This window comes from Salinispora cortesiana, assembly GCF_000484695.1.
Taxonomy (GTDB): domain Bacteria; phylum Actinomycetota; class Actinomycetes; order Mycobacteriales; family Micromonosporaceae; genus Micromonospora; species Micromonospora cortesiana.
Genome location: NZ_AXVR01000005.1, coordinates 77,907 through 98,967, shown reverse-complemented (window position 1 = coordinate 98,967; position 21,061 = coordinate 77,907). Strand labels below are relative to the sequence as shown.

Sequence of the window (21,061 nt, the reverse complement as noted above, 5' to 3'; positions counted from 1 at the left end):
TGTCCTTCCAGGTCCCCGGGGGTCCCGGGCGCGGGAGAAGCCGGTGGGGGCCGCCTCGTTCCGCGTGGTGACGGTGGGCAGTGTGCCGGTGGGCAGGCTTGACGGTCGGGAGGACTGCCGTCGGTAGTCCTCAACAGGAATAGTCATATCATTGAGTATGGTTCGGGGGAAGGGCCGGTGACGCGGTGCCGGCCCGCGAAACTGCGTCCTCACCCGGAGTGGGAGGTGTGGCCATGGCGCTGCGGCACGCGGTGCTGGCGGTGCTGCTCGATGGGGAGTACAGCGGCTACCAACTAACCAAAATCTTCGATGTTTCCTGCTCTAACTTCTGGTACGCGGTACCCCAGCAGCTCTACGCCGAGTTGACCAAGCTGGAACGGGCGGGGCTGATCACCGGTCGCCAGGTCATCCAGCACGACCGCCCCAACAAGCGGCTGTTCACGGTCACGCCCGCCGGCCTCGCCGAACTGGCTGCCTTCGCCGCCGTGCCGTCGAAGCCGTCGTCGATCCGGGAGGACCTGCTCGTCATGGTCCAGGCCGTGGACCGGCTCGACCCGGCACCGGTCATCGCCCAGCTCGAGGAGCGGGCGGTCATCGCCGCCGCCAAGGTGGAACTCTTCGACCGGATGCTCCGGCAGCTGCGCGGTGACCTGACCGAGGAGGCGTTCCTGCGTGAGAGCGACCGGATCGGGCCGTACCTCACCTGCCTGCGGGGGCGTGGCTTCGAGCAGGAGAATCGTGAGTGGTGCGAGCGGGTGGCGGCCCTGCTCCGCGCTCGCGCGCCGGTACCCGGCTGACCCGTCGGTACCCGGCTGACCCGCCAGTGCCGGGGTTGCCCTCCGCCCGATCACCGGCACGGGGCCAGGTGTCGCCGGTCTGGGCAGCCGCGCCGGGCGGTATTCGACCAAGCCGGCGTGCCGGGGCAGTGCGGCGTGGAATGGTGAGAGCCATGAAGCGGGACCGGGATGAGGTGTTCGTCGAGTACACAAAGTCGATCTGCCCGGTCTGCAAGGTCGTTGTCGACGGACAGGTCAACCTCCGCGACGACAAGGTCTATCTGCGTAAGCGCTGTCCGGAGCACGGCCAGTTCGAGGCGTTGGTGTACGGCGACGCGCGGATGTACCTCGACAGCGCCCGATTCAACAAGCCCGGCACGATCCCGCTGACCTTCCAGACGGAGGTGCGCGACGGCTGCCCGGCGGACTGCGGGCTGTGCCCGGAACACAAGCAGCACGCCTGCCTGGGCATTATCGAGGTCAACACCGGCTGCAACCTCGACTGCCCGATCTGCTTCGCCGACTCCGGCCACCAGCCCGACGGGTACGCCATCAGCCTCGCGCAGTGTGAGCGGATGCTCGACGTCTTCGTGGCGAGTGAGGGCGAGGCCGAGGTGGTGATGTTCTCCGGCGGAGAGCCCACCATCCATCGGCAGATCCTGGACTTCGTGGACGCCGCACAGGCCCGTCCGATTCGGGCGGTCAACCTGAACACCAACGGAATCCGGCTCGCCAGCGATCGGGCGTTCGTGGCAGCGCTTGGCGCGCGGAACCGTCCCGGCCGGGCGGTCAACATCTACCTGCAGTTCGACGGGTTCGACGAGCGAACACACCGGGAGATCCGGGGCCGGGACCTACGCGAGATCAAGCAGCGAGCGTTGGACAACTGTGCCGAGGTCGGCCTGACCGTCACCCTGGTGGCCGCGGTCGAGCGGGGGCTCAACGAGCACGAACTCGGTGCCATCATCAGCCACGGTCTCGCGCACCCGGCGGTGCGCAGCGTCTCGTTCCAGCCGGTGACCCACTCCGGCCGACACACGCCCTTCGACCCACTGACCCGGCTGACCAACTCCGACATCATTCACCTTGTCGCGCGGCAGCGGCCCGACTGGTTCCGGGCCGAGGACTTCTTCCCGGTGCCGTGCTGCTTCCCGACCTGCCGGTCGATCACCTATCTGCTCACCTCGGGCACGCCTGGCGCCGAAGACTTCGCGGTGGTGCCGATTCCCCGGCTGCTCGATGTGGCGGACCACCTCGACTACGTCGCCAACCGGGTGGTGCCGGACCCGGCTGTCCGGGAGGCGCTGGAGAAGCTGTGGTCGGCGTCGGCGTTCATGGGCACCGACACGACCAACGCGCGCCTCGCCCAGACCGCCGCAGCGCTGGACTGCGCCGACGCCTGCGGGGTCAACCTACCCGAGGCGGTCGCGAACCTGACCGACCGGGCCTTCATGATCGTGATCCAGGACTTCCAGGACCCGTACACGCTCAATGTGCGGCAGCTGATGAAGTGCTGCGTCGAGGAGATCACTCCGGACGGCAGACTGATCCCGTTCTGCGCCTACAACTCGGTCGGCTACCGGGAACAGGTTCGCGAGCAGATGTCCGGGGTGCCGGTCGCTGACGTGGTGCCCAACGCACTCGCGCTGCGCTCGATGATTGCCGACTCCCCGTACGGATCGAAGGTCGCCCAGCGCTCCGACGGCGTCGCCACCGGGCGGCGGGTGGCACCGGACGCCACCAACGTCGGGCGGCGGATCCGGTGACGACGGGTGAGCCCGCGGCGGACCCGAAGGGCTGCTGTGCCGCGGTCTACGGTTCGGACCTGGTCGCCCTGCTCCTCGGCGAGGCGTACCATCCCGGCGGTTCGTCGCTGACCCGTCGACTCGCCGCCCGAACGGGGCTGACCAGCGGTGAACGCGTACTCGACGTCGCGAGCGGACGGGGCGCCAGCGCACTGCTGCTGGCCTCCGAGTACGGCTGCACGGTGACCGGTGTGGACCTCGCCGGTCCCAATGTCGCGGCGGCCACCCGGGGAGCCCGGTCTGTGGGGCTCGCCGACCAGGTGCGGTTCCGGCAGGGAGACGCCGAGCAACTGGGTGTCGACGCACACTCGGTTGACGTGGTGATCTGCGAATGTGCCTTCTGCACCTTCCCCGACAAGCCCACGGCAGCGGGGGAACTGGCTCGGGTGCTGGTCCCGGGCGGTCGACTGGGGATGGCCGATGTCGTCGCCGTCCCCGACCGGCTGCCCCCCGAACTGACCGGGTTGGGAGCGTGGATCGCCTGCATCGCCGATGCCCGTCCCCTTGATGAGTACGTCGCCCTGCTGGCCGGCGCGGGGTTGACCACAACCCACACCGAACGGCACGACCCCGCGGTCACCACGATGATCGACCAGATCGAGGCGCGCCTGACCGTGTTGCGGCTGACCGCTGCTGATCAGGCGGCGGCGCTCGGCCTGGACTTCGCCCGGGCCCCGGCGGTCCTGGCCGCGGCCCGGGCCGCGGTCGCCGACGGTGTACTCGGCTACGCCATCCTGACGGCCCGGAAGCCGGGCTCTGGCCCGCGCTGAACCTATCGGCTCGCGGCGGAGCGCGGCATCCGGGACGCTGCAGCCGGCGCAGGCGTGGACCGATTGGCGCGAAGCGACAGCTTGCCGTCCGGCCGGGCGCCCGATAGCCTCTCGCCGTCAAGGTGCACGGGAAGCCGGTGGAAGACCGGCGCGGCCCTCGCCACTGTGACCGGGTAGTGATCTCTGACTGTGCCACTGGGCCCCACCAGGCCTGGGAAGGCTGGAGTGAACGTCGATCCGGAAGCCAGGAGACCGGCCTTGACACGGATCTCATCCACGAGGTGCTGGAAGGGAAGGTCATTCGATGCATATCGCCGAGGGGTATCTCCCTCCGGAACAGGCGGCGGCGTGGTTCGTCGTGTCCGCGCCATTCGTCGTCCACGGAAGTCGGGCCCTGGTCCGGCAGGTCCGTGCAGATCCAGAATCGAAACTGCTGCTCGGGGCGGCCGGTGCCTTCACCTTCGCGCTGTCCGCATTGAAGATCCCGTCGGTGACCGGGTCGAGTTCCCACCCGACCGGCACCGGGCTGGGGGCGGTGCTGTTCCGACCGCCGGTGATGAGCGTGCTCGGCGGCATCGTGCTGCTGTTCCAGGCGCTGCTGCTGGCCCACGGTGGGTTGAGCACGCTGGGCGCGAACGTCTTCTCGATGGCGATCGTCGGCCCGTGGGTGGCGTTTGGGAGCTACACCATGGTCCGTCGCGCCGGCGGCGGTATGGACCCGGCGGTGTTCGCCGCTGCGGCCCTGGGCAGCCTGGCGACGTACGGTGTCACCGTCGCCCAGCTGGCCCTGGCATTCCCCGACCCGACGGCTGGCATCGTCGGTGCGTTGGCGAAGTTCGGCGGGATCTTCGCCGTGACCCAGATTCCATTGGCGATCAGCGAGGGACTGCTGACCGTTCTGGTGGTCCGCCTGCTGAGTCGGACCAGCGGTGATGAACTGCGTCGGCTCGGCCTGCTGCGTCCGGCGGCGGAGGTACGGGCATGAGGCGCTTCTCCTGGGTCAACCTGCTGCTGCTGCTCGCGGTGCTGCTCCTGGCGGTGGCACCGCTGGCGTTCGGCCTCGGGTCGGGGGAGGAACCCTTCTCCGGCGCGGACGCCCTTGCCGAACAGGCCATCGTGGACGACCACCCCGACTACCAGCCGTGGTTCTCGCCGATCTACGAGCCGCCATCAGCCGAGCTGGAGTCGGCGTTCTTCGCCCTCCAGGCTGCGCTCGGTGCCGGCCTGCTCGGCTACTACTTCGGTGTTGCCCGGACCCGGCAGCGGCAGCGCGACGCTGCTGGCCGGCAGCGCGGCTAGCGTGTTCGCCCTCGACATCGCCGCGCATACCGGCCCCTGGCGAGGTCGGCACCCTGCCGAGAAGGCGTTGCTCGCGCTCGGGCTGCTGGTCTGCGCGGTGGCCCTGCCCACCTGGCCCGGCGCGCTCCTGTCCGGTGGTGCGGCGGCGGTGCTGCTGGCCGTCGCACGGGTACCACTGGTCGTGGTGCTTCGGGCGGCCCGGGTGCCGCTACTCTTCGTGGTCACGTCGACGATTCCGCTACTGGCGTCGATGCCGGCTCCACTCCGACTGGCCATTGACCCCGCGGGCCTGCCGGTGGCGGCACAGACCGCGGGCCGTTCCGTGGCGGCGTTGACCTGCCTGCTGCTGTTCACCGCCACCACACCGCTGTCGGAGGTCCTGCCACGACTGCACCGGTTGGGGATCCCCCCGGCGGTCACCGAGGTTGCCGCGCTGACGTACCGGATGCTCTTCCTGCTGGTGGAGAGCGTGCGCGCGGTCCGGCAGGCGCAGGCGGCCCGGCTTGGCTTCCGTACCTGGCGGAGCGCCTACCGGTCCCTGGCCGGTCAGGCGGGGGCGGTGTTCGTCCGGGCGTTGCACCGGGCGCGGCGGCTGGAGGAGGGACTGGCGGTGCGGGGCTACACCGGTTCGCTTGCCGTGCAGGTGGGGGCCCACCGGGTATCGGTGCCGTTCGTCGCGGCGACCACGGCGTTGCTCGGCGTGATCGTCATGGTCAGCACCGGGTGGGTGTCCCCTTGGTGAGCGCACCGCTGCTGGAGTTCGCCGAGGTGGGCTTCGCCTACCAGCCGGGTCAGCCGATCCTGACCGGGGTCAACCTTCGGATCGACCCCGGTCAGCGACTGGCCGTGCTGGGCCCGAACGGCGGCGGCAAGACCACGCTGTTCCGGCTGGCGGCCGGCGCGCGGCGGCCCGCCGCGGGCCGGATCTCCGTCGCCGGCACCCGGGCGCGCTACACCCGGGCCGGCCTACGGGAGCTGCGGCAGCAGGTACAACTGGTGGTGCAGGACCCGGACGATCAGCTCTTCTCCGCCAACGTCCGGCAGGATGTCTCCTTCGGGCCGGTCAACCTGGGGCTACCGGCCGAGCAGGTACGGCGGCGCTGCGAGGCGGCGCTGGCGGCGCTCGGTGTGTCGGGGCTCGCCGATCGACCCACCCACCTGCTCTCCTACGGCCAGCGCAAGCGGGTGGCCATCGCCGGCGCGGTCGCGATGCACCCGCGGCTGCTCATTCTCGACGAACCGACGGCCGGGCTCGACCCGGCCGGGGTGGAAGCACTGCTGAGCACCCTGCACGACCTGCACACCGCGGGTACGACGGTGGTGCTCTCCACCCACGATGTCGACCTCGCCTTCCGCTGGGCGGACGCGGTGGCGGTGGTCTCCGGCGGACGGGTGCGGACCGTAGCCACGGCGGATGGCCTTGCCGATCCGGCGCTGCTCGCGGCGGCACACCTGGTGCCGGCGTGGGCGCCGCTGGTGCACCAGCTCCTGGACCAGATTCCAGAGCTGGCGGGGGCCCGCCCGCGCGCGGTGACCGAACTCGCCGCGCTACTCCACGACGCTGCGCCGGAGGACCGGTGACCGCCGCAACCCGGTGCGCGGCCTGGCCTGGCAACGGCGCAGATCCCGCTGGGGTCGGGCGCCAAGGGTTGTCGGGCGGCACCGAGCGCCGCCCGACAACCCTTGGTCAGGTCGTGCTGCGTCGGCGGCGTAGTAGCACCAGTCCGCCGGCTACCACCAGGACCAACAGCACCCCGCCGCCGACCACCGCCGGGGCGCCGATTCCGCCGCCGTCACCGTCGTCGTCGGTCGCCGCCGCTGCCGGGCTGACCGATCCGGGCTCCGTTGGCGGCGTGGTGGGCTCGGCCTCGGGAGAGGACTCCGCCGGCGTCGGTGCCGGCGCCTCGGCGCCGGCGGGGTCGGCGACGGTGAAGGCGTACGAGCCCTGGACCGGGTGCCCGTCGGCGGAGACTACCCGGTACGCGACGGTGTAGGTGCCGTTCGCCAGGGTTCCGTCGATGCTTATCGTGCCTTTTGCCCCGGTGACCTCGGGTTCACCGGTCGGAACCTTCTGCTCCGCGGCGTCGGAGAGGACGATGGTGGTGAACGCCGGATCCAGCTTCTGGAGGAACTCCAGTGTGATCTCGGTCGGCGCCGTGTCCAGCTCGGCGTTCTTGGCCGGTGTGGTGGCCTTCAGAGAGTTGTGCGCGGCGGCCGGGGAGGCCGGTACGAGCAGCAGCGCGGCGGCGGCGAGGACGGCGGCGAGGAAGCCGGCGGGTCTCGGGCGGGTGTTGGTCCGCATGGTTCTCCTGTCGAGGTCAGCCGAGCAGTTGCTGGCCGATCCAGCCGCCTTCGGGGCAGCCGGGTGGGATCGCGAAGACGGCAGAGCCGATCGGGGTGGTCCACTCGTTGAGTAGGTCCCGTTCGGCCAGGCGTCGTTGGATGGGTAGGAACTGACGGGTGATGTCGGCCTGGTATGAGGCGAAGATCAGGCCGCTGTCCGCAGTCCCGTCGGCGCTGGGCACGCCGTCGTAATTGTAGGGGCGGCGCAGAATCCGGAGCCGGTCCTCGGTGACGTGGGAGCGGGTCAGGTGTGAGAAGTCCGGGATGACGGTGAGTCCGCCCGACCCGAGGGCCTTGAAGTCGGGCTCGTCGTTTTCGTCCGTGCCGGTCAGGGGCGCGCCGGTGTCGAGCCGGCGGCCGACGGACAACTCTCGGTCGGTGCGGCCGAGGAGGTCCCACGTCTCCAGGTTCATGCTGATCCGCCGGACGACCAGGGTGGTGCTGTCGCGTAGCCACGCCGGCCCGTCCGGTGCCCACACCGCGGTCTCCAGGGGAGCGCCCGGCTTCGGGTTGGCGGTGCCGTCGAGTTGGCCGAAGAGGTTGCGCTGGGTGCGCCCCGGCTCGGCCCCGGCCGCGCGCCGGAAGCCTTGCTGTACCCAGGCGACGGTGGCGAAGGGGCGGCTGTCCTTCACCAGTACCCGCTGAGCATGCGCGACGGTCAGCGGGTCGTCGGCGCAGATCTGCAACAGCAGGTCCCCGCCGGACCAGCGGGGGGAGAGCCGGTCGATGCGGAACGCCGGGAGGGCGGCCACCGATGGTGGCCGCCGCCCGTCGAGGTTGGCCGCCTGGTAGAAGCCGGGACCGAAGCCGAAGGTCACGGTCAGTCGGGCTGGCAGCAGCCCGAGCTCCGGCTCGGTGTCGGCCAGGGCGGGATGGCCCTGAGTGAGGCGGGCGGCGTCGTCGGAGAGCAGCCGTAGCATCCGTCCCAGCGCCTCCCGGTCCGTCTCCGGCCGGAGGGCGAGTGCGACGAATGCCGCATACGCCTGTGGTTCGGTGGCGACCCCCGCCTGGCGGGTCCCGTGGAACGGTTCGACGGCGAGCCCGATCTCCGCCGCCGGTGTCATCTCGGTGGGGTGGGTGGAGGGGGCGTCGGAGCCAACGGCGGTGACGGCCACGGTGGCGCCGAGCGCGCCACCGGCAGCCAGGACGCCACCTGCGAGCAGACCGCGTCGGCTCACCGCGCGGGGGCCGCTCCCAGTCACGACGCTGCGCTGGGGCTCATGGACATGTCCGGCATGCTGTGCTCGGGGTTGTAGCTCTCCTCCGCGCCGGTGAACGGCTTCGCCACCGCCGTGAACGACTGGGTCCGCCCGTCGGCGAAGGTGAGGGTGAAGCTCAGCTCGTCGCCGGCCTGCACCGGCTGCTTCAGATCCAGCATCATGAGGTGGTCGCCACCGGGCTCGAGGACGTGGCTGCTCTTCGCCTTGATCACGATGCCGCCCTCCTTGGCCTGCATGACCATCTCCCCATCCTTCATGGCCATCTCATGCAGCTCCATCGGCGACACCTCGGTGCTGACGCCGGTCAGGGTCACGTCGGCGTCGCTCTCGTTCACCAGGGTAGCGAACGCCGCGGTCATCCCCTGGTCGGCGGCCTTAACCCACGGGTCGTTGATCCCGACCACGCCGACGGGGGCGTCCGCTGCCGCGGTGGCCGTCTCCGACGGGGCTGGGTTGGGCGCCGACGAGTCGTCGGACGAGCCACAGCCGGCCATGGCGGCGGTCAGCAGGGCGGCGGCGACCAGGGCGGCCGGGCGTAGGCGCCGACGGGTGACGTTACTTGGCATGTAGACCTCTCTGAGTTCGGTGTTGACTGTTGGTCGGTTCGGCGGGACGGGAAAGTTCCCGGTGATTCGGTTAGCAACATCACCGGGATCGGGACGCTCAGGCCGCAGCGTTGTCCCGGTGGCACGCCGAACCCGGAAACGGCGGGGGCGCGAGCCGTAGACCCGGCGGGGGCGGCTCATCCTCGGCCGGGATGCGCCAGCGGGGCCGATCAGTGCGAAGGTCGGTGGGCGGGCCGCCCGGGTGTAGTCCCGGCCGGGACATGGCCACGACGATCGTGTAGCCAACGAAGAGGAACCCGTGGCTGACCAGCCGGGCGGTCTCCACCCGGCCGGTCATCAGGTCGTTGACCGACAGGAGCACCAGGGTGCCGACGAAGGCGCTCAACATCGGCAGCAGCCCGGTCGGCGGGGTGCGGCGGGCGGCCACGAACAGGAACCCGGCGCCGACGGCGATGTTCCACGCCGCTGCCTCGTGCCACAGGTGGCCCGAGGCCAGTGGCCCGCCAGCGTGGATGTGCGGGCCCGCCGCCGCCCGACCGACCTGCGTCAGACCCAGCATGACCTGCAGCGCCCCCGTTAGCACGAGCGCCGCGCGCAGGGCGATCACCAGCCGTTGTCGCCACGGCGGTCGCGCCGGGGTCGTCGCCGGAGTCGTTGCGGGGAGCGCGGCCAGGACCGCGTCGGTGAGGTCGGGGCCGATCACGCTGACCGACAGCCGGGCCCGACGGGTGATCGCCGCCGCCTGGTCGAACCACGTCCGGCACGCACCGCAACCGGCCAGGTGGGAGTCGGCTGCCGCCCGCTCAGCCGGGGTCTCCTCCCCGTCCAACTGCGCCGACAACACCTCGCGCCACTGCTCACACCCCATGTACCGGTAGTCGGACCGGTGCCGGCGCTGGTTCCCGCGCGGGACGGGAAGGTCGTCAGCCGGCTGCGGTGTGGCGGGCCGACCCGCCGGAGCGGGCCTGTAGCGCGACGACCAGATCTTCCCGAGCCCGGGATACCCGGGACCTGATCGTCCCGACCGGGCAGCCGCACACCTGTGCGGCCTCGGCGTAGGAGAGGCCGAGAACCTGGGTGACGACGAACGCCTCCCGGCGGTCGGTCGGGAGTGCCGCGATGACCTGTTCCAGGGCGACCTGCCGGTCGAAGCCACTCTCGTCGGCGTCGGCGACGTCGTGGGAGTTGGTCATCGGGACCGTCCGCGGACGGGACGTGGCGGTCCGCACGTGGTCCACCGCGACTCGCCGGGCGATGCTGAACAACCAGGTACGCGCTGAGGAGCGGCCGGCGAACGAGGGAAGCGACCGCAGCGCGCGCAGGTAGGTCTCCTGCGTCAGGTCATCCGCCTCGGCCGGGGAGATCAAGGCGGCCAGGAAGCGCCGAACCTGCTGCTGGGTCGCCCGGATGAAGGCGGCGGCGGCCGCCTGGTCACCGCGTCCCGCCTCGAGAGCCCACGAGGTGACATCGGTGTCGTCGGTCACGGTGGGTACCTCCGGGTCGCCGTTCGGAGCGAACGACGGGCACAAAATGCCCGTACGAGACGGCTGAGCATCGTGCTGAACGGTAGCGTACGACATTCCCGGCGCGCCGGTCTCTCGCCGGTTCGGGGCCGCCAACTGTTGTGGATCACCTCGAGGTGGTGGTTCCCGCCTCCCGGACAGCCCGACCCATGCGGGTGACGGCGTCGGTGAGGATGGTGGGGGAGGTGGCGAAGTTTAGCCGGACCCAGCCCGCTCCACCCGTGCCGAAGGCGTGCCCGGAGCTGAGGGCCACCCGCGCGCGTTCCAGGAACAGCTGGGCTGGTCCGGCGCTGACCTCGTCGGCTGCGCTGTCGGGTTGAGCCCGGTGCGGGTCGAGACGCCGGCAGTCCAGCCAGGCCAGGTAGGTGCCTTCGGGCCGGTGGTAGCCGACGGTCGGCAGGTGCTCGACCAGCAGCCCCTCCAGCTGGGTGCGGTTGGCGTGTAGCCCGTCGAGGAGGTGGTCGAGCCACTCCCTGCCGGCCCGGAGGGCGGCCGTCTGCGCGACCACACCCAGGTGGCTCGGTCCGTGGCTGACCTCTTCCGGCATCCGGGTCAGCTCGGCCGCGGCGCGTGGTCCCGCGACCGCGAGTGCCGCCTTCAGGCCGGCGAGGTTCCATGCCTTGGAGCCGGGAGGTTACCGCGAAGGCGTCCTGGGTGCCGGTGACGGTCAGGTACGGGGTGACCGCTGCCCCCGGCAGCGCCAGCGGAGCGTGGATCTCGTCGGAGATCACCCGCACGCCGTGCCGGTCGGCCAGCTCGGCGACGGCCTCAAGCTCCGCGCGGCGGTGTACCGCCCCGGTGGGATTGTGCGGGTTGCACAACAGGAAGGCCGGCCGCTTGCTGCGGGCACGGGCACGCTGGAAGGCCTCGTCGAGAGCGGCGAGATCGATCCGTAGGTCGGCCCCGAGCGGGGCCTCGACAACCTCCCGTCCGGCGTGCCGGGTGAACGCGTAGAAGGGCGGATAGACCGGGGAGCAGACGACCACGGCGTCGCCGGGTTCGGTCACCAGCCGGAGTACCTCGACGATGCCCAGCATCACGTCGGGTACCACCGCCGTTCGGCCGGGGGAGAAGTCGGTCCAGCCCCAGCGTTCGGCGGCGAACTCGCCGAACGCCTCCGCGTAACCCGTCGGGTTGGCGTAGCCGGTGTCGCCGAGCGCGATGGCGCGCTGCAGCGCATCGGCGACGGCGGGGGCGAGGGGGACATCCATCTCCGCCACCCAGAGTGGAAGCACGTCCGGGGCGTGCCTGCCCCACTTCACGCTGGTACGTCGCCGGAGCTGTTCCAGCGTGAGCTGGGTGAGCGGGTTCGAGGCGGCGGTGGGGTGATCGTCGGAGGGCGTGGGGCGGGACATCCGCCCACCCTAGGGCGTCAAGCGGCGGGTGGGTTCTCGGCCCGGTGGGTGGTCTTGCCGAACGGTTGAACGACTGTTTAATCTAGCGGGGTGGCATCGGTTGGCGGCGGTTTCGTGACTCGGGTTGGCGGCTTCGTCACCACGGGTGTCTGTCAGGCTGCCGCGATCGACGGACACGTTCGCGCGGCCGGGTCTCGTCCCGGCGCCGAGGGGATCGCGTCGCCGGCCCTCGGGCGTTTCACCCAAGGGCTGCACGTCGATCGTTCGATGCTCGACGACTATCTGATGTACGTCCCGGATCCGCCCGCGGCGGGCGTAGAGGGCACTGCGTACCGGTTGTCACGCCGCCCGGCGTGAACTTTCTCCGCGACGGCTCACCGACTCTTCGTGGGCTCCGCGTGATCGACGACATCGGACCAACCCCGGGGCTTCACCCTGCCCGGGTCTTCCTCGAACGAGGTCTACGACCATGACCACGGCAATCGACATTCAACACATCGACAAGCTCTTCGGCCGCATCAAGGCGCTGGACGGTCTCGACCTGCAGGTCGAGACCGGCACCGTGCACGGCTTCCTCGGCCCCAACGGTGCCGGCAAGTCCACCACCATTCGGATCTTGCTGGGGCTGCTCCGGGCCGACCGCGGCCGGGTCCGGCTGCTCGGCGGTGATCCGTGGGCCGACGCGGTGCGACTGCACCGCCGACTCGCCTACGTCCCCGGCGACGTGGAGCTGTGGCCCAACCTGACCGGCGGCGAAGCGATCGACCTCTTCGCCCGCCTGCGCGGCGGGACCGACCCGGTTCGCCGCGACGAGCTGTGCCAACGTTTCGACCTCGACCCCCGCAAGAAGGGGCGGACCTACTCAAAGGGCAACCGGCAGAAGGTCGCCCTGATCGCGGCGCTGGCCAGCGACGTGGACCTGCTGCTGCTCGACGAGCCGACCGCCGGGCTGGACCCGCTGATGGAGGCGGTGTTTCAGGAGTGCATCCGGGAGGCCTGCGCGGCCGGCCGGACCGTCCTGCTCTCCAGCCACATCCTCGCCCAGGTCGAGGTGCTGGCCGACCAGATCTCGATCATCCGGCAGGGGCGGATCGTCGAGACCGGCTCCCTGACCGACCTGCGTCACCTGACCCGGACCTCCGTGGACGCGATCGTCGACAGTCCGGCCGCCTCGCTGGCCACCCTGGCCGGCGTACACGGGCTGCAGGACACCGACGGCCACGTCCGCTTCGAGGTCGACGGCGATCACCTCGCCGCCGTCATCCGGCGGCTGGGCGACCTCGGCGTACGTGGGCTGACCGTCCGGCCACCGACCCTGGAACAGCTGCTGCTGCGGCACTATGGCGATGAGCCGGCCCGCAACGGGGCGGTGGCGTGATGGCCACCGTGATGGTGAACCGTCCGGTGGTCGCGGCGCCCGCCAAGGGCGGCGGCCGGGTCACCGGGACCGGCACCCTGCTGCGGTTCATGCTGCGCCGAGACCGGATCCGCTTCCCGGCCTGGACCCTCGGCCTGGCGCTGCTGATGGGATACTTCGCCACCGCGCTGGAGACCTTCGTCGAGAGCCCGGCGGACCTGGAGGGGCTGACCGCCTTCTCCGGCAGCCCGGCCGGTGCGCTCTTCGGCGGCCCTGGATTCGGCTTCGACGACCTGACCATCGAGCGCTTCCTCGCTGGGCAGTACGGCCTCTACGTGGCCATCGGCGCGGGTCTGATGGGGCTGTTGACCGTCGTGCGGCACACCCGGGTGGAGGAGCGCTCCGGTCGGGCCGAGCTGATCCGCGCCAACGTGGTCGGCCGGCACGCCCAGCTCACCGCCGTGCTGGCGCTCGCCGCCACGATGGCCGCGGTCGTCGCCATCCTGATCGGTGGCCTGATGGCCAGCCGGGGCTACGACCTCGGCGGGTCGTTGCTGTTCGGCGCCTCGGTCGGTGCGGTGGCGTTGGTATTCGCCGGAGTCGCGGCGGTCACCGTCCAGCTGTCAGAGTATCCGCGGGCCGCCTCCGGCGCGGCCGGTGCCCTGCTCGGAGCCGCGTTCGTGCTGCGCGGGCTGGGTGACATGGCGGCGGCGCAGGGCGGCGGCGCGTCGTGGCTGTCCTGGCTTTCACCGATCGGCTGGTCCCAGCAGACCGCGCCGTACGTGCACGACCGCTGGTGGCCCCTGGTGATCTCGCTGGCCTTCGCGGCGGCCGCCGCTGCCGCCGGCTACGCGCTCTCCGCCCGCCGGGACTTCGGTGCCGGGCTCGTGCCGCCCCGCCCGGGGCCGGCCCGGGCGGCGGCCTGGCTGGACGGGCCGCTCGCGCTCGCGTTCCGGCTGCACCGGGCCAGCCTGATCGGGTGGAGTGTGGGACTGCTCGCCGCCGGCCTCGCCTACGGCTCGTTCACCCAGCCACTGCTCGACGGGTTCACCGATGCCCCCGAGGACATGGTCGCCATCATGGGCGGGTCGGAGAACCTGCTGGACGGCTACCTCGGCACCATGGGGCTGACCATGGCCCTCGCCGTCGGGGTCTACGCGGTGCTCGCCATGCAGACTCTGCGTGCCGAAGAGAGCGAGGGGCGGGCCGAGCCGGTGCTCGCGACGGCAGTCAGCCGTTCGGCCTGGATCGGCAGCCACCTCGTGGTGACGGCGGTCGGCGTACCGTGGCTGTTGCTGGTCGCCGGCGCCGGTATGGGCGTCGGGGCGGCGGTGAGCACCGGCGACGCCGGGTCCTTCGGTAACCTGCTGCTCGGCCACGTGGCGCACACTCCGGCGGTCTGGCTTCTCCTCGCCGCCGCCGCGCTGCTCTATGCGGTGGCGCCTCGGGTGCTGCCGCTGATCTGGGTGGTGCTCGGCTACGGGCTGATCTTCGGGTACTTCGCCCCGATCCTCGATATTCCCGCCAGCGCCGGGTGGCTGTCACCCTTCGCGCATGTCGGCGAACATCCGTTGGAGGAGGTCAGTGTGGTCGCGGTCCTGGTACTGACCGGGCTTGCCGCGGTGACCGCCCAGGTGGCTCGCCTGGCGTTCCGACGGGATGTGGTCGGCCGAACCTGACCGGGTGGCCCGTGGGGCGGCGAGGGATCGTCGCCCCACGGGAACCTTCCGGCACCCGGCCACGTCTGATCCGACATGACCAATAGTCGACTCCGCTGGACGGCGCCCGCCGTGTCGCTGCTCCTGCTCGTCACCGCCTGCGGCTCGCAGGGCGAGACGGCCAACGCTGACGGTGCCGGCCAGCCGGAGGGGGCCCACCCCGCCGACGCGGTGGTGTTCCAGATGACCTCCATCGGTGGGTTCGGGATGCCGTCGGCGCTGGCCAGCCGCATCCCGGCCCTCAGCGTCTACGGTGACGGACGGGTGATCAGCGAGGGCCCCACGATCCTGATCTATCCCGGGCCCGCGCTGCCCAACCTCCAGGTCCACCCGATCGCCCCCGAGGACGTGTCGACGCTGCTGGAGTCGGCGCGGGCCGCCGGCGTGGACGGCGCGGTGGACTTCGGCACTCCGGCGCTCGCCGACGCGCCGACAACCCGATTCACGGTCCGCGGCGCGAACGGCACCGAGCAGATCGACGTCCCGGCCCTCACCGAGGCGGGCGACGACGCGCCCGGCCTCACCGCCGACCAGCGGGCGGCCCGGACGCGGCTGCGGGCGTTCGTCGCGTCGCTCACCGGCGAGTCGGGTCTGCTGGCGCCGGCCAAGGGGGACAGCGCGAAGCCCTACGTGCCCACCGCGGTCGCGGGCATCACGGACCTACCCGCCGAGGGCTCAGCGGCTAGGGGTGACTCGCCAAGCGATGTGGTCTTCGACATCAATAACCCCTGGCCCGGGCCGACGCTGCCCGGTGAGCCCCTCGGCTCCGGCAACGGGCCGGGCTGTGTGACCGTCACCGGAGATGCGCTGCAGACGTTGATCGCGGCCGCGGCGGGGGAGACCGCGACGACGCCATGGACCTCGGACGGCAAGAACTGGACGGTGCAGCTGCGACCGTTGCTGCCGGACGAGACGAGCTGCGGGGACCTCGTGGCCAACGGCTGACGTTGGCCCCAGCCGGGCAGCGCGAGCCACCCGGGGGATTGCGGCGGCGAACCTGAGGGTTGATCATGTGCTGCCATGGACTCGGCATTGACCCTGATCGGACTGCCCGTCGCACTCGGCATCATCATGCTCGGCCTGGGCCTCGGGCTGACCGTGGCGGACTTTCGCCGGGTGGCCCGCTACCCGAAAGCCGCCCTCATCGCCCTGGTCTGCCAGGTCCTGGTGCTGCCGGCGCTCTGCTTCGGGCTGGTGCTCGCCTTCGACCTGGCCCCGGAGCTTGCCCTCGGGATGATGCTGCTGGCCGCATCTCCCGGGGGCACCACCGCCAACCTCTTCAGCCACCTGTTCGGTGGGCATGTCGCCCTCAACATCACCCTGACTGCTATCAACTCGGTGCTGGCCGTGGTCACCCTGCCGATCGTGGTCAACCTCTCGGCGGCATACTTCCTCGCCGACGGCGGGAGCCTGGGTCTGCAGTTCGACAAGGTGCTGCAGGTCTTCGCCATCGTGCTCATCCCGGTCGCGATCGGCATGCTGATCCGGGCCCGGGCGCCCCACGCCGCCGTACGCCTGGACCGGCCGGTCCGGGTCCTGTCGGTCGTGGTGCTCGTCGCGGTGGTGGTCGGCGCGGTGCTGAACGAACGGGAGAACCTCGCCGACTACTTCGTCTCGGTTGGCCTGGTGGTGTTGGCGTTCAACGTGCTCAGCCTCGCAGTCGGATACGGGGTGCCCCGGCTGGCTGGGGTGGATCGGGGCGCCGCGACCGCCTCCGGATTCGAGATCGGCATCCACAACAGCACCCTGGCGATCACCGTCGCGCTCAGCCCGGCGTTGCTCGACAACACCCGGATGGCCATCCCCGCTGCGGTCTACGGCATCGTCATGTTCTTCACCGCCGCGGCCTTCGGCTTTCTGGTGACCCGCACCGGATCCCAGCCGGAAGAGCCGGTTGGCCAGAATCCGTAGCAGCGGGGGATGGTAGACATTCGGCGTGGTGGAGTGGAGCCGGACCGGCGAGCGGGGCATCGAGGACGCGGTTCTGGACGCCGCCCGTGACTGCGTCCTCGCCTACGGCGTACGTCGTACGACCGTGACCGACGTGGCGCGTCGCGCCGGGGTCTCCCGAATGACCGTCTACCGGCGTTGGCCGGATGCCCAGTCGCTGATCGGTGATCTGATGACCCGGGAGTGGCAGCAGGTGCTGCTCGCCACGGCGACCGACGAGGGCACCGGACACGCCCGATCCCGCCTGGTCGAGCGGGTGGTGGCGGGAGCGCGGGTGTTGCGGGAGCACCCGTTGCTGTGCAAGATCCGCGACGTTGATCCGGAGGTGCTGATCCCGTACCTCCTCGACCGGCGCGGCGCGGGCCAGGAGGAGATGTTGCGGTTCCTGGTGGACGCCGTCGCCCACGGGCGGGCCGACGGCTCGGTCCGGTCCGGCGAGGCCGAGACCATGGCCCGGGTTGTCCTGCTGACCACGCAGTCCTTCGTGCTCTCCGCTCGGATCGTCACCGACGGCCTCTCCGCCGCCGGCCTGGACCAAGAACTGGCCCGGCTGGTGGACGGCTACCTGCGGCCGGACTAGAACTCATCTCCGCTGATCTCCTGCATGGTCCCGTCCGGGCCCATCCGGAAAGTCCGCGGCAGCCCCATGACGCGCCTCGCCTGCTCATGGGCCGCCTCGCGGGCTGCCTGCTCCTCGCCCGTTGGGTCAGCGACGTGGAATTCGTGCATGTGAACGGCGTCTGCGTCGACGTCGTCCGGTTTCGGGAGCCCTTCGAGGATGAAGCCGAACAAGGCGCGTAGGGCCGCTTCGCCTAACTCCAAGGGATGGAACGGCAGCGGATAAGGGTCTTGGTTGGGCCATCCCGGAACCGGTTCAACCGGATGCTCGCCTTCCCAGTACGGACGCTCGAATTCGAACGGCTCGCCGATGTTCTCCTCAATACCACTATCCGGTGACAGGCTTAAGGAGCGGACCAGGTTCCCGTCCTCCCACACCGCGAAGCAGAGCCAGTCGACGACCGAATGCATGCCGTGCATGATGATTCGCCTGCCCGCACCGGCTCGGTATAGATGCGCAGGCAGTTCGGAAGGGAGATCCAGGACCAACCTGCTGTCACACAGGAGTTTGACTCCTGGCAGCACGGTGGCGAGAGTGACGTCATCGGGCGGGCGAGTCTCATCGAGAGTGCTGTCGCCAACCAACGTCACGGCATATCCGGGAAGGATCTCCCGTACTAGGGCTTCGGCCACTGCCGGCGTGGATGGAGTCGCACTCAGTAGTGCCGGCCGTAAGTCGCCGTCAGCGAAAGCCAGCAGCGCCGTCTTCGCGCCCATGCCACCCCCGATCTGTCGCAAGTGCACGCACCCTACCCGGGCAGGCCGTCCGGTTCGCGCTGGACTAGGGCGAGCCCGTCGTACTGGAGGGCATCCTGGTGGGCCGGTATGTCAGCACCGGAGTTTGGCCGGTACCGGCACCGAGTTGCAGGACCGGGATGTGGTGGTGGTCCCCAAGGTCGTGAGTTCGGTGGCGGCATTCGCGCCGAGAGGTGGCCGGTGACGGCATTCGTGGTCAGAGGTGGCCGATAGCAGGCGGTCGAGGTTCGTGGGCGAGCCGGACCGCTGTGGTGAACGCTGTTGTCCAGGGGAAGGCCTTCTGCCGCTCATTGCCGCTGCCGGGCGGGTGTGGTTCCCATTGGTCGCCGGGGCCGAGTAGGACGTGTATCCCCTCGTCGCGGAGGCTGGCCACGGCGTGCTGGAACGGCGCCCGCGCGGCGAGGGCGGCGTTGACGAACGGGACGATGACGGTCGGTACCTGCCTGCCGATCAGCTCGGCGACTGAGGTCATGGCGTAGTTGTCGGCTAGACCGAGGGCGATCTTGTTGATCGAGTTATAGGTCGCGGGGGCGATGACCAGGGCGTCGGTGGCGGGAAGTGACCGGCGGGTGCCGGGTGACGGTTGGTAGGTCGACCGGACTGGATGGCCGGTGAGGCTTTCGAGTGGCTGCGGTTCGATGAAGTTCATCGCGCTCGGGGTGGCGGTGACCGTCGCTGTCCAGGATCGGCTCTGGGCGGCCTTGACCAGCTGGGCTGCGTTGGTGGCCGGGCCGGCGCCGCAGACGACGATCTGGAGGTGACCGCCGGTCACAGTGCGATCCCGGAGCTTTGGGCGAAGTCGACAGCGGCGGTGCGGGTGGAGCCGGTGGCGAGGTCGCTGGCGATGCGCTGGACCGCCGGTTGGCAGCGGATCTCCTCGGGTGCCACCTCGTAGGCGGTGCGCAGCGCGCCGAGGCCATGTTCGTAGCGGCCCCACTGGGTGTAGGCGCGTGCCACGTCCACGTACAGAGATGCCCGGCGTTCGACCAGCGTCACCTTGTCCAGCGCAACGGTGCGGGCGATCGCGATAGCGGTGCCGGCATCGCCGAGGGCCAGGGCGATGTTGACCTGGTGCAGCAGGACGTTGACGGCGCCGAAGCCGGTCCACCGATCGTTGCCGTCGTAGCCGAGGCAGGCCGCGGCGCGCGTTGCTCCATCGAGCATCGCGTAGGCGGTGTCCCGGTCGTCTCGGCGGGCGGCGGCGATGGCCCCTCGAAGGACGAGGGCACCGTAGACGGCCACCGCATCGGCCGACGCGAGGCGGGTGTCTCGGTCGAGTGAGTCGGCCGCTTTCGCGGCGAGGGTGACTGCCTGGTCGTCGTGGCCGTTGCTCATCAGCGCATGGGTCATGATCCGGGCGCTCGCGGCAATCGCCACCGGGTCCTGGCTCATGGCAGCGGCGCGGGTGCTCCGTTCGGCTGCTACCAGGGCCGGCCCGCGGTCGCCCACTTTCAGCAGGACGCTGCCGACGACGTGGTACAGGTCAGCGGCCAGGACCTCGACCCGTTGCCGTTGTTCACCCGTCGCGCCTGACCGCACCGCTTCGAGGCAGGGCAATAGCGTCGCGAGTCGGTTGAGTACCCGCCCATACCGGCAGGCCTGATAGTCGACCTTGGCGGCGGCGACGGATCGGGAGAACTGCGGAAAGGTGAGAGCCGCATCCGCTGCGGGAACGGGCGAGAAGAACGCGTCGAGCAACGGAGCGACGTTGGGCGTGGCAGCGACGCCGATCGCTGCTCCGCGTAGGAGGGCTCTCCGTCGCACGTCACCCCCCGAATCCGAGTCGCGGTCTCCGCCATTGCCAGTATCCGCATGCCCGCCGGCATCCGGCCGTGCGGCACCCGCAGCTGTACCGCTGGTGCCCACCGTACGCAGGGCCTCGAAGCGTGCCCGTGCCTCGGGTGTGGCTCGGGATAGCACGGTGTCCAACGCGGCCTGCATGTCGGCGCGGGGAAGCACCTTGTCGCCCTGGCTGCTCCACTTGGCCACGGTCCGCCGCGCCGCGCCGAGGTGCTCGGCGAATCCGGTCATGCTCATCCGTAACGCATGTCGCAGTGCGTTGGCGTCCAGGTCGTCACGGTCGTCATCGCACGTCCTTCCGGAACGGACAGTCATCGGTGGAGGTGATGCTAGCCGCACGTGGGGTGAAGGTAGGTGCACTGCGGGTGCATCGCCGAGACATTCCGGCCGTGCGCCGTCTAGGCCAGCCTGGTTGTGCCGACGCAACCGATCCAAGCGGTGCGCCGGTGGGCCAGCGGCAACCTTACGGCAGGGAGATCCAGATGGAAGTGTCGATCGGTAACAGGTCGGAATGCGACCCAAACCACCGGCCAGGGCTTGTGCCGGGCACTCCGTCGACCGCATGGGTGATTCCCCATTCGCGTACCGCCAGCAGGGCTGCGTGGGTGGGTGACCGGCGGTCTGCCCCCAGCCGCCGGCCGACGGCGGTGGGCTTGCCAGCATGCCGGCAAGCCCACCGCGCACCCGCGTCGTCCGGATGCCGGCGATGACGACGTATGTGTCTCGGTACGCTGCGACCGGTCAGCTGACAGCAGCCCGCATAGCGCCGATTCCGGCATCGACGCCGCCGTTCTCAGTTGATCCGCCACTGCTGACGCACGTATGGCGGATCGTGTTTGAGCGTCAGGCGCGGGACAGCGAGCGTCGATGAGCAGGCATGGCGTGCCTCCTGTTGCGGTCGGCCCGAAGATGCCGTCGGAGCACCTGCCGCTGCGTCCGCTCTGGATGTGCCGCCGATGCGGGCAGCCATGGCCCTGCGGCGCGGCGAAGCTTGCGCTCCTGGATGAGTATCGAGAAGTGCCGGTGAGCCTGTTCCTCTACCTGGCTGGCTGCCTGCACGACGCGATCGACGACCTGCACCGGCTCAACCCGAGCGTCACGGGCAGCGTCTCCGACCTGTTCGACCGGTTCCTCGGCTGGCCTGCCCGAGTGGCGTGCCCACCTCGCGCTGATTAGCCGGCTCGGTGTGCCCAGCACCGGTGCGG

The 21,061-nt window shown here is 70.6% G+C and carries 22 protein-coding genes, 3 pseudogenes and 1 riboswitch; of the genes and pseudogenes, 16 read left to right on the top strand and 9 right to left on the bottom strand.

The window, feature by feature from the left end; genetic code table 11:
• Positions 1–233 precede the first annotated feature (233 nt).
• The 7 genes from K228_RS0104455 to K228_RS0104425 all read left to right on the top strand — a co-directional run bounded on the left by K228_RS0104455 (position 234) and on the right by K228_RS0104425 (position 6,231).
• The gene (locus K228_RS0104455) at positions 234–797 is read left to right on the top strand and encodes a PadR family transcriptional regulator (RefSeq protein WP_025617334.1); all 564 of its coding nucleotides are present in this window, start codon (positions 234–236) and stop codon (positions 795–797) included.
• A gap of 152 nt (positions 798–949) precedes the next feature.
• Positions 950–2,542: a radical SAM protein gene (locus K228_RS0104450; protein ID WP_025617333.1), complete on the top strand. Its 1,593-nt coding sequence runs from the start codon at positions 950–952 to the stop codon at positions 2,540–2,542.
• Positions 2,539–3,351, top strand: coding sequence for a class I SAM-dependent methyltransferase (locus tag K228_RS0104445; protein ID WP_025617332.1), 813 nt, complete (start codon positions 2,539–2,541; stop codon positions 3,349–3,351). The genes K228_RS0104450 and K228_RS0104445 overlap by 4 nt, the downstream gene beginning before the upstream one ends.
• A gap of 103 nt (positions 3,352–3,454) precedes the next feature.
• Positions 3,455–3,626: riboswitch (cobalamin riboswitch) on the top strand.
• A 29-nt stretch (positions 3,627–3,655) separates the two neighbouring features.
• Positions 3,656–4,336, top strand: a complete 681-nt coding sequence (locus K228_RS0104440; protein ID WP_025617331.1) for an energy-coupling factor ABC transporter permease — start codon at positions 3,656–3,658, stop codon at positions 4,334–4,336.
• The gene (locus tag K228_RS0104435) at positions 4,333–4,650 is read left to right on the top strand and encodes an energy-coupling factor ABC transporter substrate-binding protein (protein WP_025617330.1); all 318 of its coding nucleotides are present in this window, start codon (positions 4,333–4,335) and stop codon (positions 4,648–4,650) included. Before K228_RS0104440 ends, K228_RS0104435 begins: the two co-directional genes overlap by 4 nt.
• 1 nt (position 4,651) lies before the next feature.
• Entirely contained in the window at positions 4,652–5,392 is a 741-nt protein-coding gene (gene cbiQ, locus K228_RS0104430; RefSeq protein ID WP_025617329.1) for a cobalt ECF transporter T component CbiQ, read from the top strand.
• Positions 5,389–6,231: an energy-coupling factor ABC transporter ATP-binding protein gene (locus K228_RS0104425; protein WP_025617328.1), complete on the top strand. Its 843-nt coding sequence runs from the start codon at positions 5,389–5,391 to the stop codon at positions 6,229–6,231. The genes cbiQ and K228_RS0104425 overlap by 4 nt, the downstream gene beginning before the upstream one ends.
• Positions 6,232–6,337: 106 nt before the next feature.
• Here the strand turns inward: K228_RS0104425 and K228_RS0104420 are convergent, their stop codons facing one another.
• The 6 genes and pseudogenes from K228_RS0104420 to K228_RS25315 form a co-directional block, all read right to left on the bottom strand.
• On the bottom strand, positions 6,338–6,952 hold the full coding sequence (locus tag K228_RS0104420) for a copper resistance CopC family protein (protein WP_025617327.1): 615 nt from the start codon (positions 6,950–6,952) through the stop codon (positions 6,338–6,340).
• 16 nt (positions 6,953–6,968) lie between these two features.
• Positions 6,969–8,195: a Dyp-type peroxidase gene (locus K228_RS0104415; protein ID WP_025617326.1), complete on the bottom strand. Its 1,227-nt coding sequence runs from the start codon at positions 8,193–8,195 to the stop codon at positions 6,969–6,971.
• Positions 8,192–8,779, bottom strand: a complete 588-nt coding sequence (locus K228_RS0104410; protein ID WP_025617325.1) for a copper chaperone PCu(A)C — start codon at positions 8,777–8,779, stop codon at positions 8,192–8,194. Before K228_RS0104410 ends, K228_RS0104415 begins: the two co-directional genes overlap by 4 nt.
• A 97-nt stretch (positions 8,780–8,876) precedes the next feature.
• Positions 8,877–9,647, bottom strand: coding sequence for a zf-HC2 domain-containing protein (locus K228_RS0104405; RefSeq protein WP_025617324.1), 771 nt, complete (start codon positions 9,645–9,647; stop codon positions 8,877–8,879).
• 55 nt (positions 9,648–9,702) lie between these two features.
• Positions 9,703–10,263 carry a sigma-70 family RNA polymerase sigma factor gene (locus K228_RS0104400; protein WP_029723361.1) on the bottom strand — a complete coding sequence of 187 codons (561 nt, stop codon included), beginning with the start codon at positions 10,261–10,263 and terminating at the stop codon, positions 9,703–9,705.
• A 145-nt stretch (positions 10,264–10,408) separates the two neighbouring features.
• A pseudogene (locus tag K228_RS25315) lies at positions 10,409–11,657 on the bottom strand (MalY/PatB family protein).
• 90 nt (positions 11,658–11,747) lie between these two features.
• Here K228_RS25315 and K228_RS0104390 point away from each other — a divergent pair.
• The 7 genes and pseudogenes from K228_RS0104390 to K228_RS0104365 all read left to right on the top strand — a co-directional run bounded on the left by K228_RS0104390 (position 11,748) and on the right by K228_RS0104365 (position 17,262).
• Positions 11,748–12,014, top strand: a complete 267-nt coding sequence (locus tag K228_RS0104390) for a hypothetical protein (RefSeq protein WP_025617323.1) — start codon at positions 11,748–11,750, stop codon at positions 12,012–12,014.
• 112 nt (positions 12,015–12,126) lie between these two features.
• Positions 12,127–13,035: an ABC transporter ATP-binding protein gene (locus tag K228_RS0104385; RefSeq protein ID WP_025617322.1), complete on the top strand. Its 909-nt coding sequence runs from the start codon at positions 12,127–12,129 to the stop codon at positions 13,033–13,035.
• Positions 13,035–14,693, top strand: coding sequence for an ABC transporter permease (locus K228_RS0104380; protein ID WP_025617321.1), 1,659 nt, complete (start codon positions 13,035–13,037; stop codon positions 14,691–14,693). Before K228_RS0104385 ends, K228_RS0104380 begins: the two co-directional genes overlap by 1 nt.
• Before the next feature lie 75 nt (positions 14,694–14,768).
• Positions 14,769–15,390, top strand: a pseudogene (locus K228_RS0104375) (hypothetical protein); the annotation flags it as partial.
• A gap of 71 nt (positions 15,391–15,461) precedes the next feature.
• A pseudogene (locus K228_RS30345) lies at positions 15,462–15,677 on the top strand (hypothetical protein); the annotation flags it as partial.
• Positions 15,678–15,752: 75 nt separating this feature from the next.
• Complete coding sequence (locus K228_RS0104370; RefSeq protein ID WP_025617319.1) at positions 15,753–16,643, top strand: bile acid:sodium symporter family protein; 891 nt, start codon at positions 15,753–15,755, stop codon at positions 16,641–16,643.
• A 25-nt stretch (positions 16,644–16,668) separates the two neighbouring features.
• On the top strand, positions 16,669–17,262 hold the full coding sequence (locus tag K228_RS0104365) for a TetR/AcrR family transcriptional regulator (protein ID WP_025617318.1): 594 nt from the start codon (positions 16,669–16,671) through the stop codon (positions 17,260–17,262).
• On the opposite strand, the gene K228_RS0104360 is transcribed toward K228_RS0104365, so the two are convergent.
• From K228_RS0104360 to K228_RS0104345, 3 genes are all read right to left on the bottom strand, one after another.
• On the bottom strand, positions 17,259–18,017 hold the full coding sequence (locus tag K228_RS0104360) for a DUF6928 family protein (protein WP_025617317.1): 759 nt from the start codon (positions 18,015–18,017) through the stop codon (positions 17,259–17,261). The two genes, K228_RS0104365 and K228_RS0104360, sit on opposite strands and share 4 nt — an antisense overlap.
• A 235-nt stretch (positions 18,018–18,252) precedes the next feature.
• Positions 18,253–18,828: a flavoprotein gene (locus K228_RS0104350; RefSeq protein WP_025617316.1), complete on the bottom strand. Its 576-nt coding sequence runs from the start codon at positions 18,826–18,828 to the stop codon at positions 18,253–18,255.
• On the bottom strand, positions 18,825–20,093 hold the full coding sequence (locus K228_RS0104345) for a hypothetical protein (protein ID WP_029723355.1): 1,269 nt from the start codon (positions 20,091–20,093) through the stop codon (positions 18,825–18,827). The genes K228_RS0104350 and K228_RS0104345 overlap by 4 nt, the downstream gene beginning before the upstream one ends.
• A gap of 424 nt (positions 20,094–20,517) precedes the next feature.
• Between K228_RS0104345 and amcA the strand changes: the two genes are divergently transcribed.
• Together amcA and K228_RS0104340 are read left to right on the top strand one after the other, a co-directional pair.
• Positions 20,518–20,727, top strand: coding sequence for a multiple cyclophane-containing RiPP AmcA (amcA, locus tag K228_RS30115; protein WP_080671538.1), 210 nt, complete (start codon positions 20,518–20,520; stop codon positions 20,725–20,727).
• On the top strand, positions 20,724–21,032 hold the full coding sequence (locus K228_RS0104340; protein ID WP_025617315.1) for a hypothetical protein: 309 nt from the start codon (positions 20,724–20,726) through the stop codon (positions 21,030–21,032). Before amcA ends, K228_RS0104340 begins: the two co-directional genes overlap by 4 nt.
• Positions 21,033–21,061: the final 29 nt, after the last annotated feature.

Coding starts and splice junctions, on each gene's coding strand:
- K228_RS0104380 (WP_025617321.1), top strand. CDS start 13,035: ATGGCCACCGTGATGGTGAACCGTCCGGTGGTCGCGGCGCCCGCCAAG.
- K228_RS0104455 (WP_025617334.1), top strand. CDS start 234: ATGGCGCTGCGGCACGCGGTGCTGGCGGTGCTGCTCGATGGGGAGTAC.
- K228_RS0104360 (WP_025617317.1), bottom strand. CDS start 18,017: ATGGGCGCGAAGACGGCGCTGCTGGCTTTCGCTGACGGCGACTTACGG.
- K228_RS0104370 (WP_025617319.1), top strand. CDS start 15,753: ATGGACTCGGCATTGACCCTGATCGGACTGCCCGTCGCACTCGGCATC.
- K228_RS0104385 (WP_025617322.1), top strand. CDS start 12,127: ATGACCACGGCAATCGACATTCAACACATCGACAAGCTCTTCGGCCGC.
- K228_RS0104420 (WP_025617327.1), bottom strand. CDS start 6,952: ATGCGGACCAACACCCGCCCGAGACCCGCCGGCTTCCTCGCCGCCGTC.
- K228_RS0104440 (WP_025617331.1), top strand. CDS start 3,656: ATGCATATCGCCGAGGGGTATCTCCCTCCGGAACAGGCGGCGGCGTGG.
- K228_RS0104340 (WP_025617315.1), top strand. CDS start 20,724: ATGAGCAGGCATGGCGTGCCTCCTGTTGCGGTCGGCCCGAAGATGCCG.
- K228_RS0104435 (WP_025617330.1), top strand. CDS start 4,333: ATGAGGCGCTTCTCCTGGGTCAACCTGCTGCTGCTGCTCGCGGTGCTG.
- K228_RS0104405 (WP_025617324.1), bottom strand. CDS start 9,647: ATGGGGTGTGAGCAGTGGCGCGAGGTGTTGTCGGCGCAGTTGGACGGG.
- K228_RS0104345 (WP_029723355.1), bottom strand. CDS start 20,093: ATGAGCATGACCGGATTCGCCGAGCACCTCGGCGCGGCGCGGCGGACC.
- K228_RS0104450 (WP_025617333.1), top strand. CDS start 950: ATGAAGCGGGACCGGGATGAGGTGTTCGTCGAGTACACAAAGTCGATC.
- amcA (WP_080671538.1), top strand. CDS start 20,518: ATGCCGGCAAGCCCACCGCGCACCCGCGTCGTCCGGATGCCGGCGATG.
- K228_RS0104410 (WP_025617325.1), bottom strand. CDS start 8,779: ATGCCAAGTAACGTCACCCGTCGGCGCCTACGCCCGGCCGCCCTGGTC.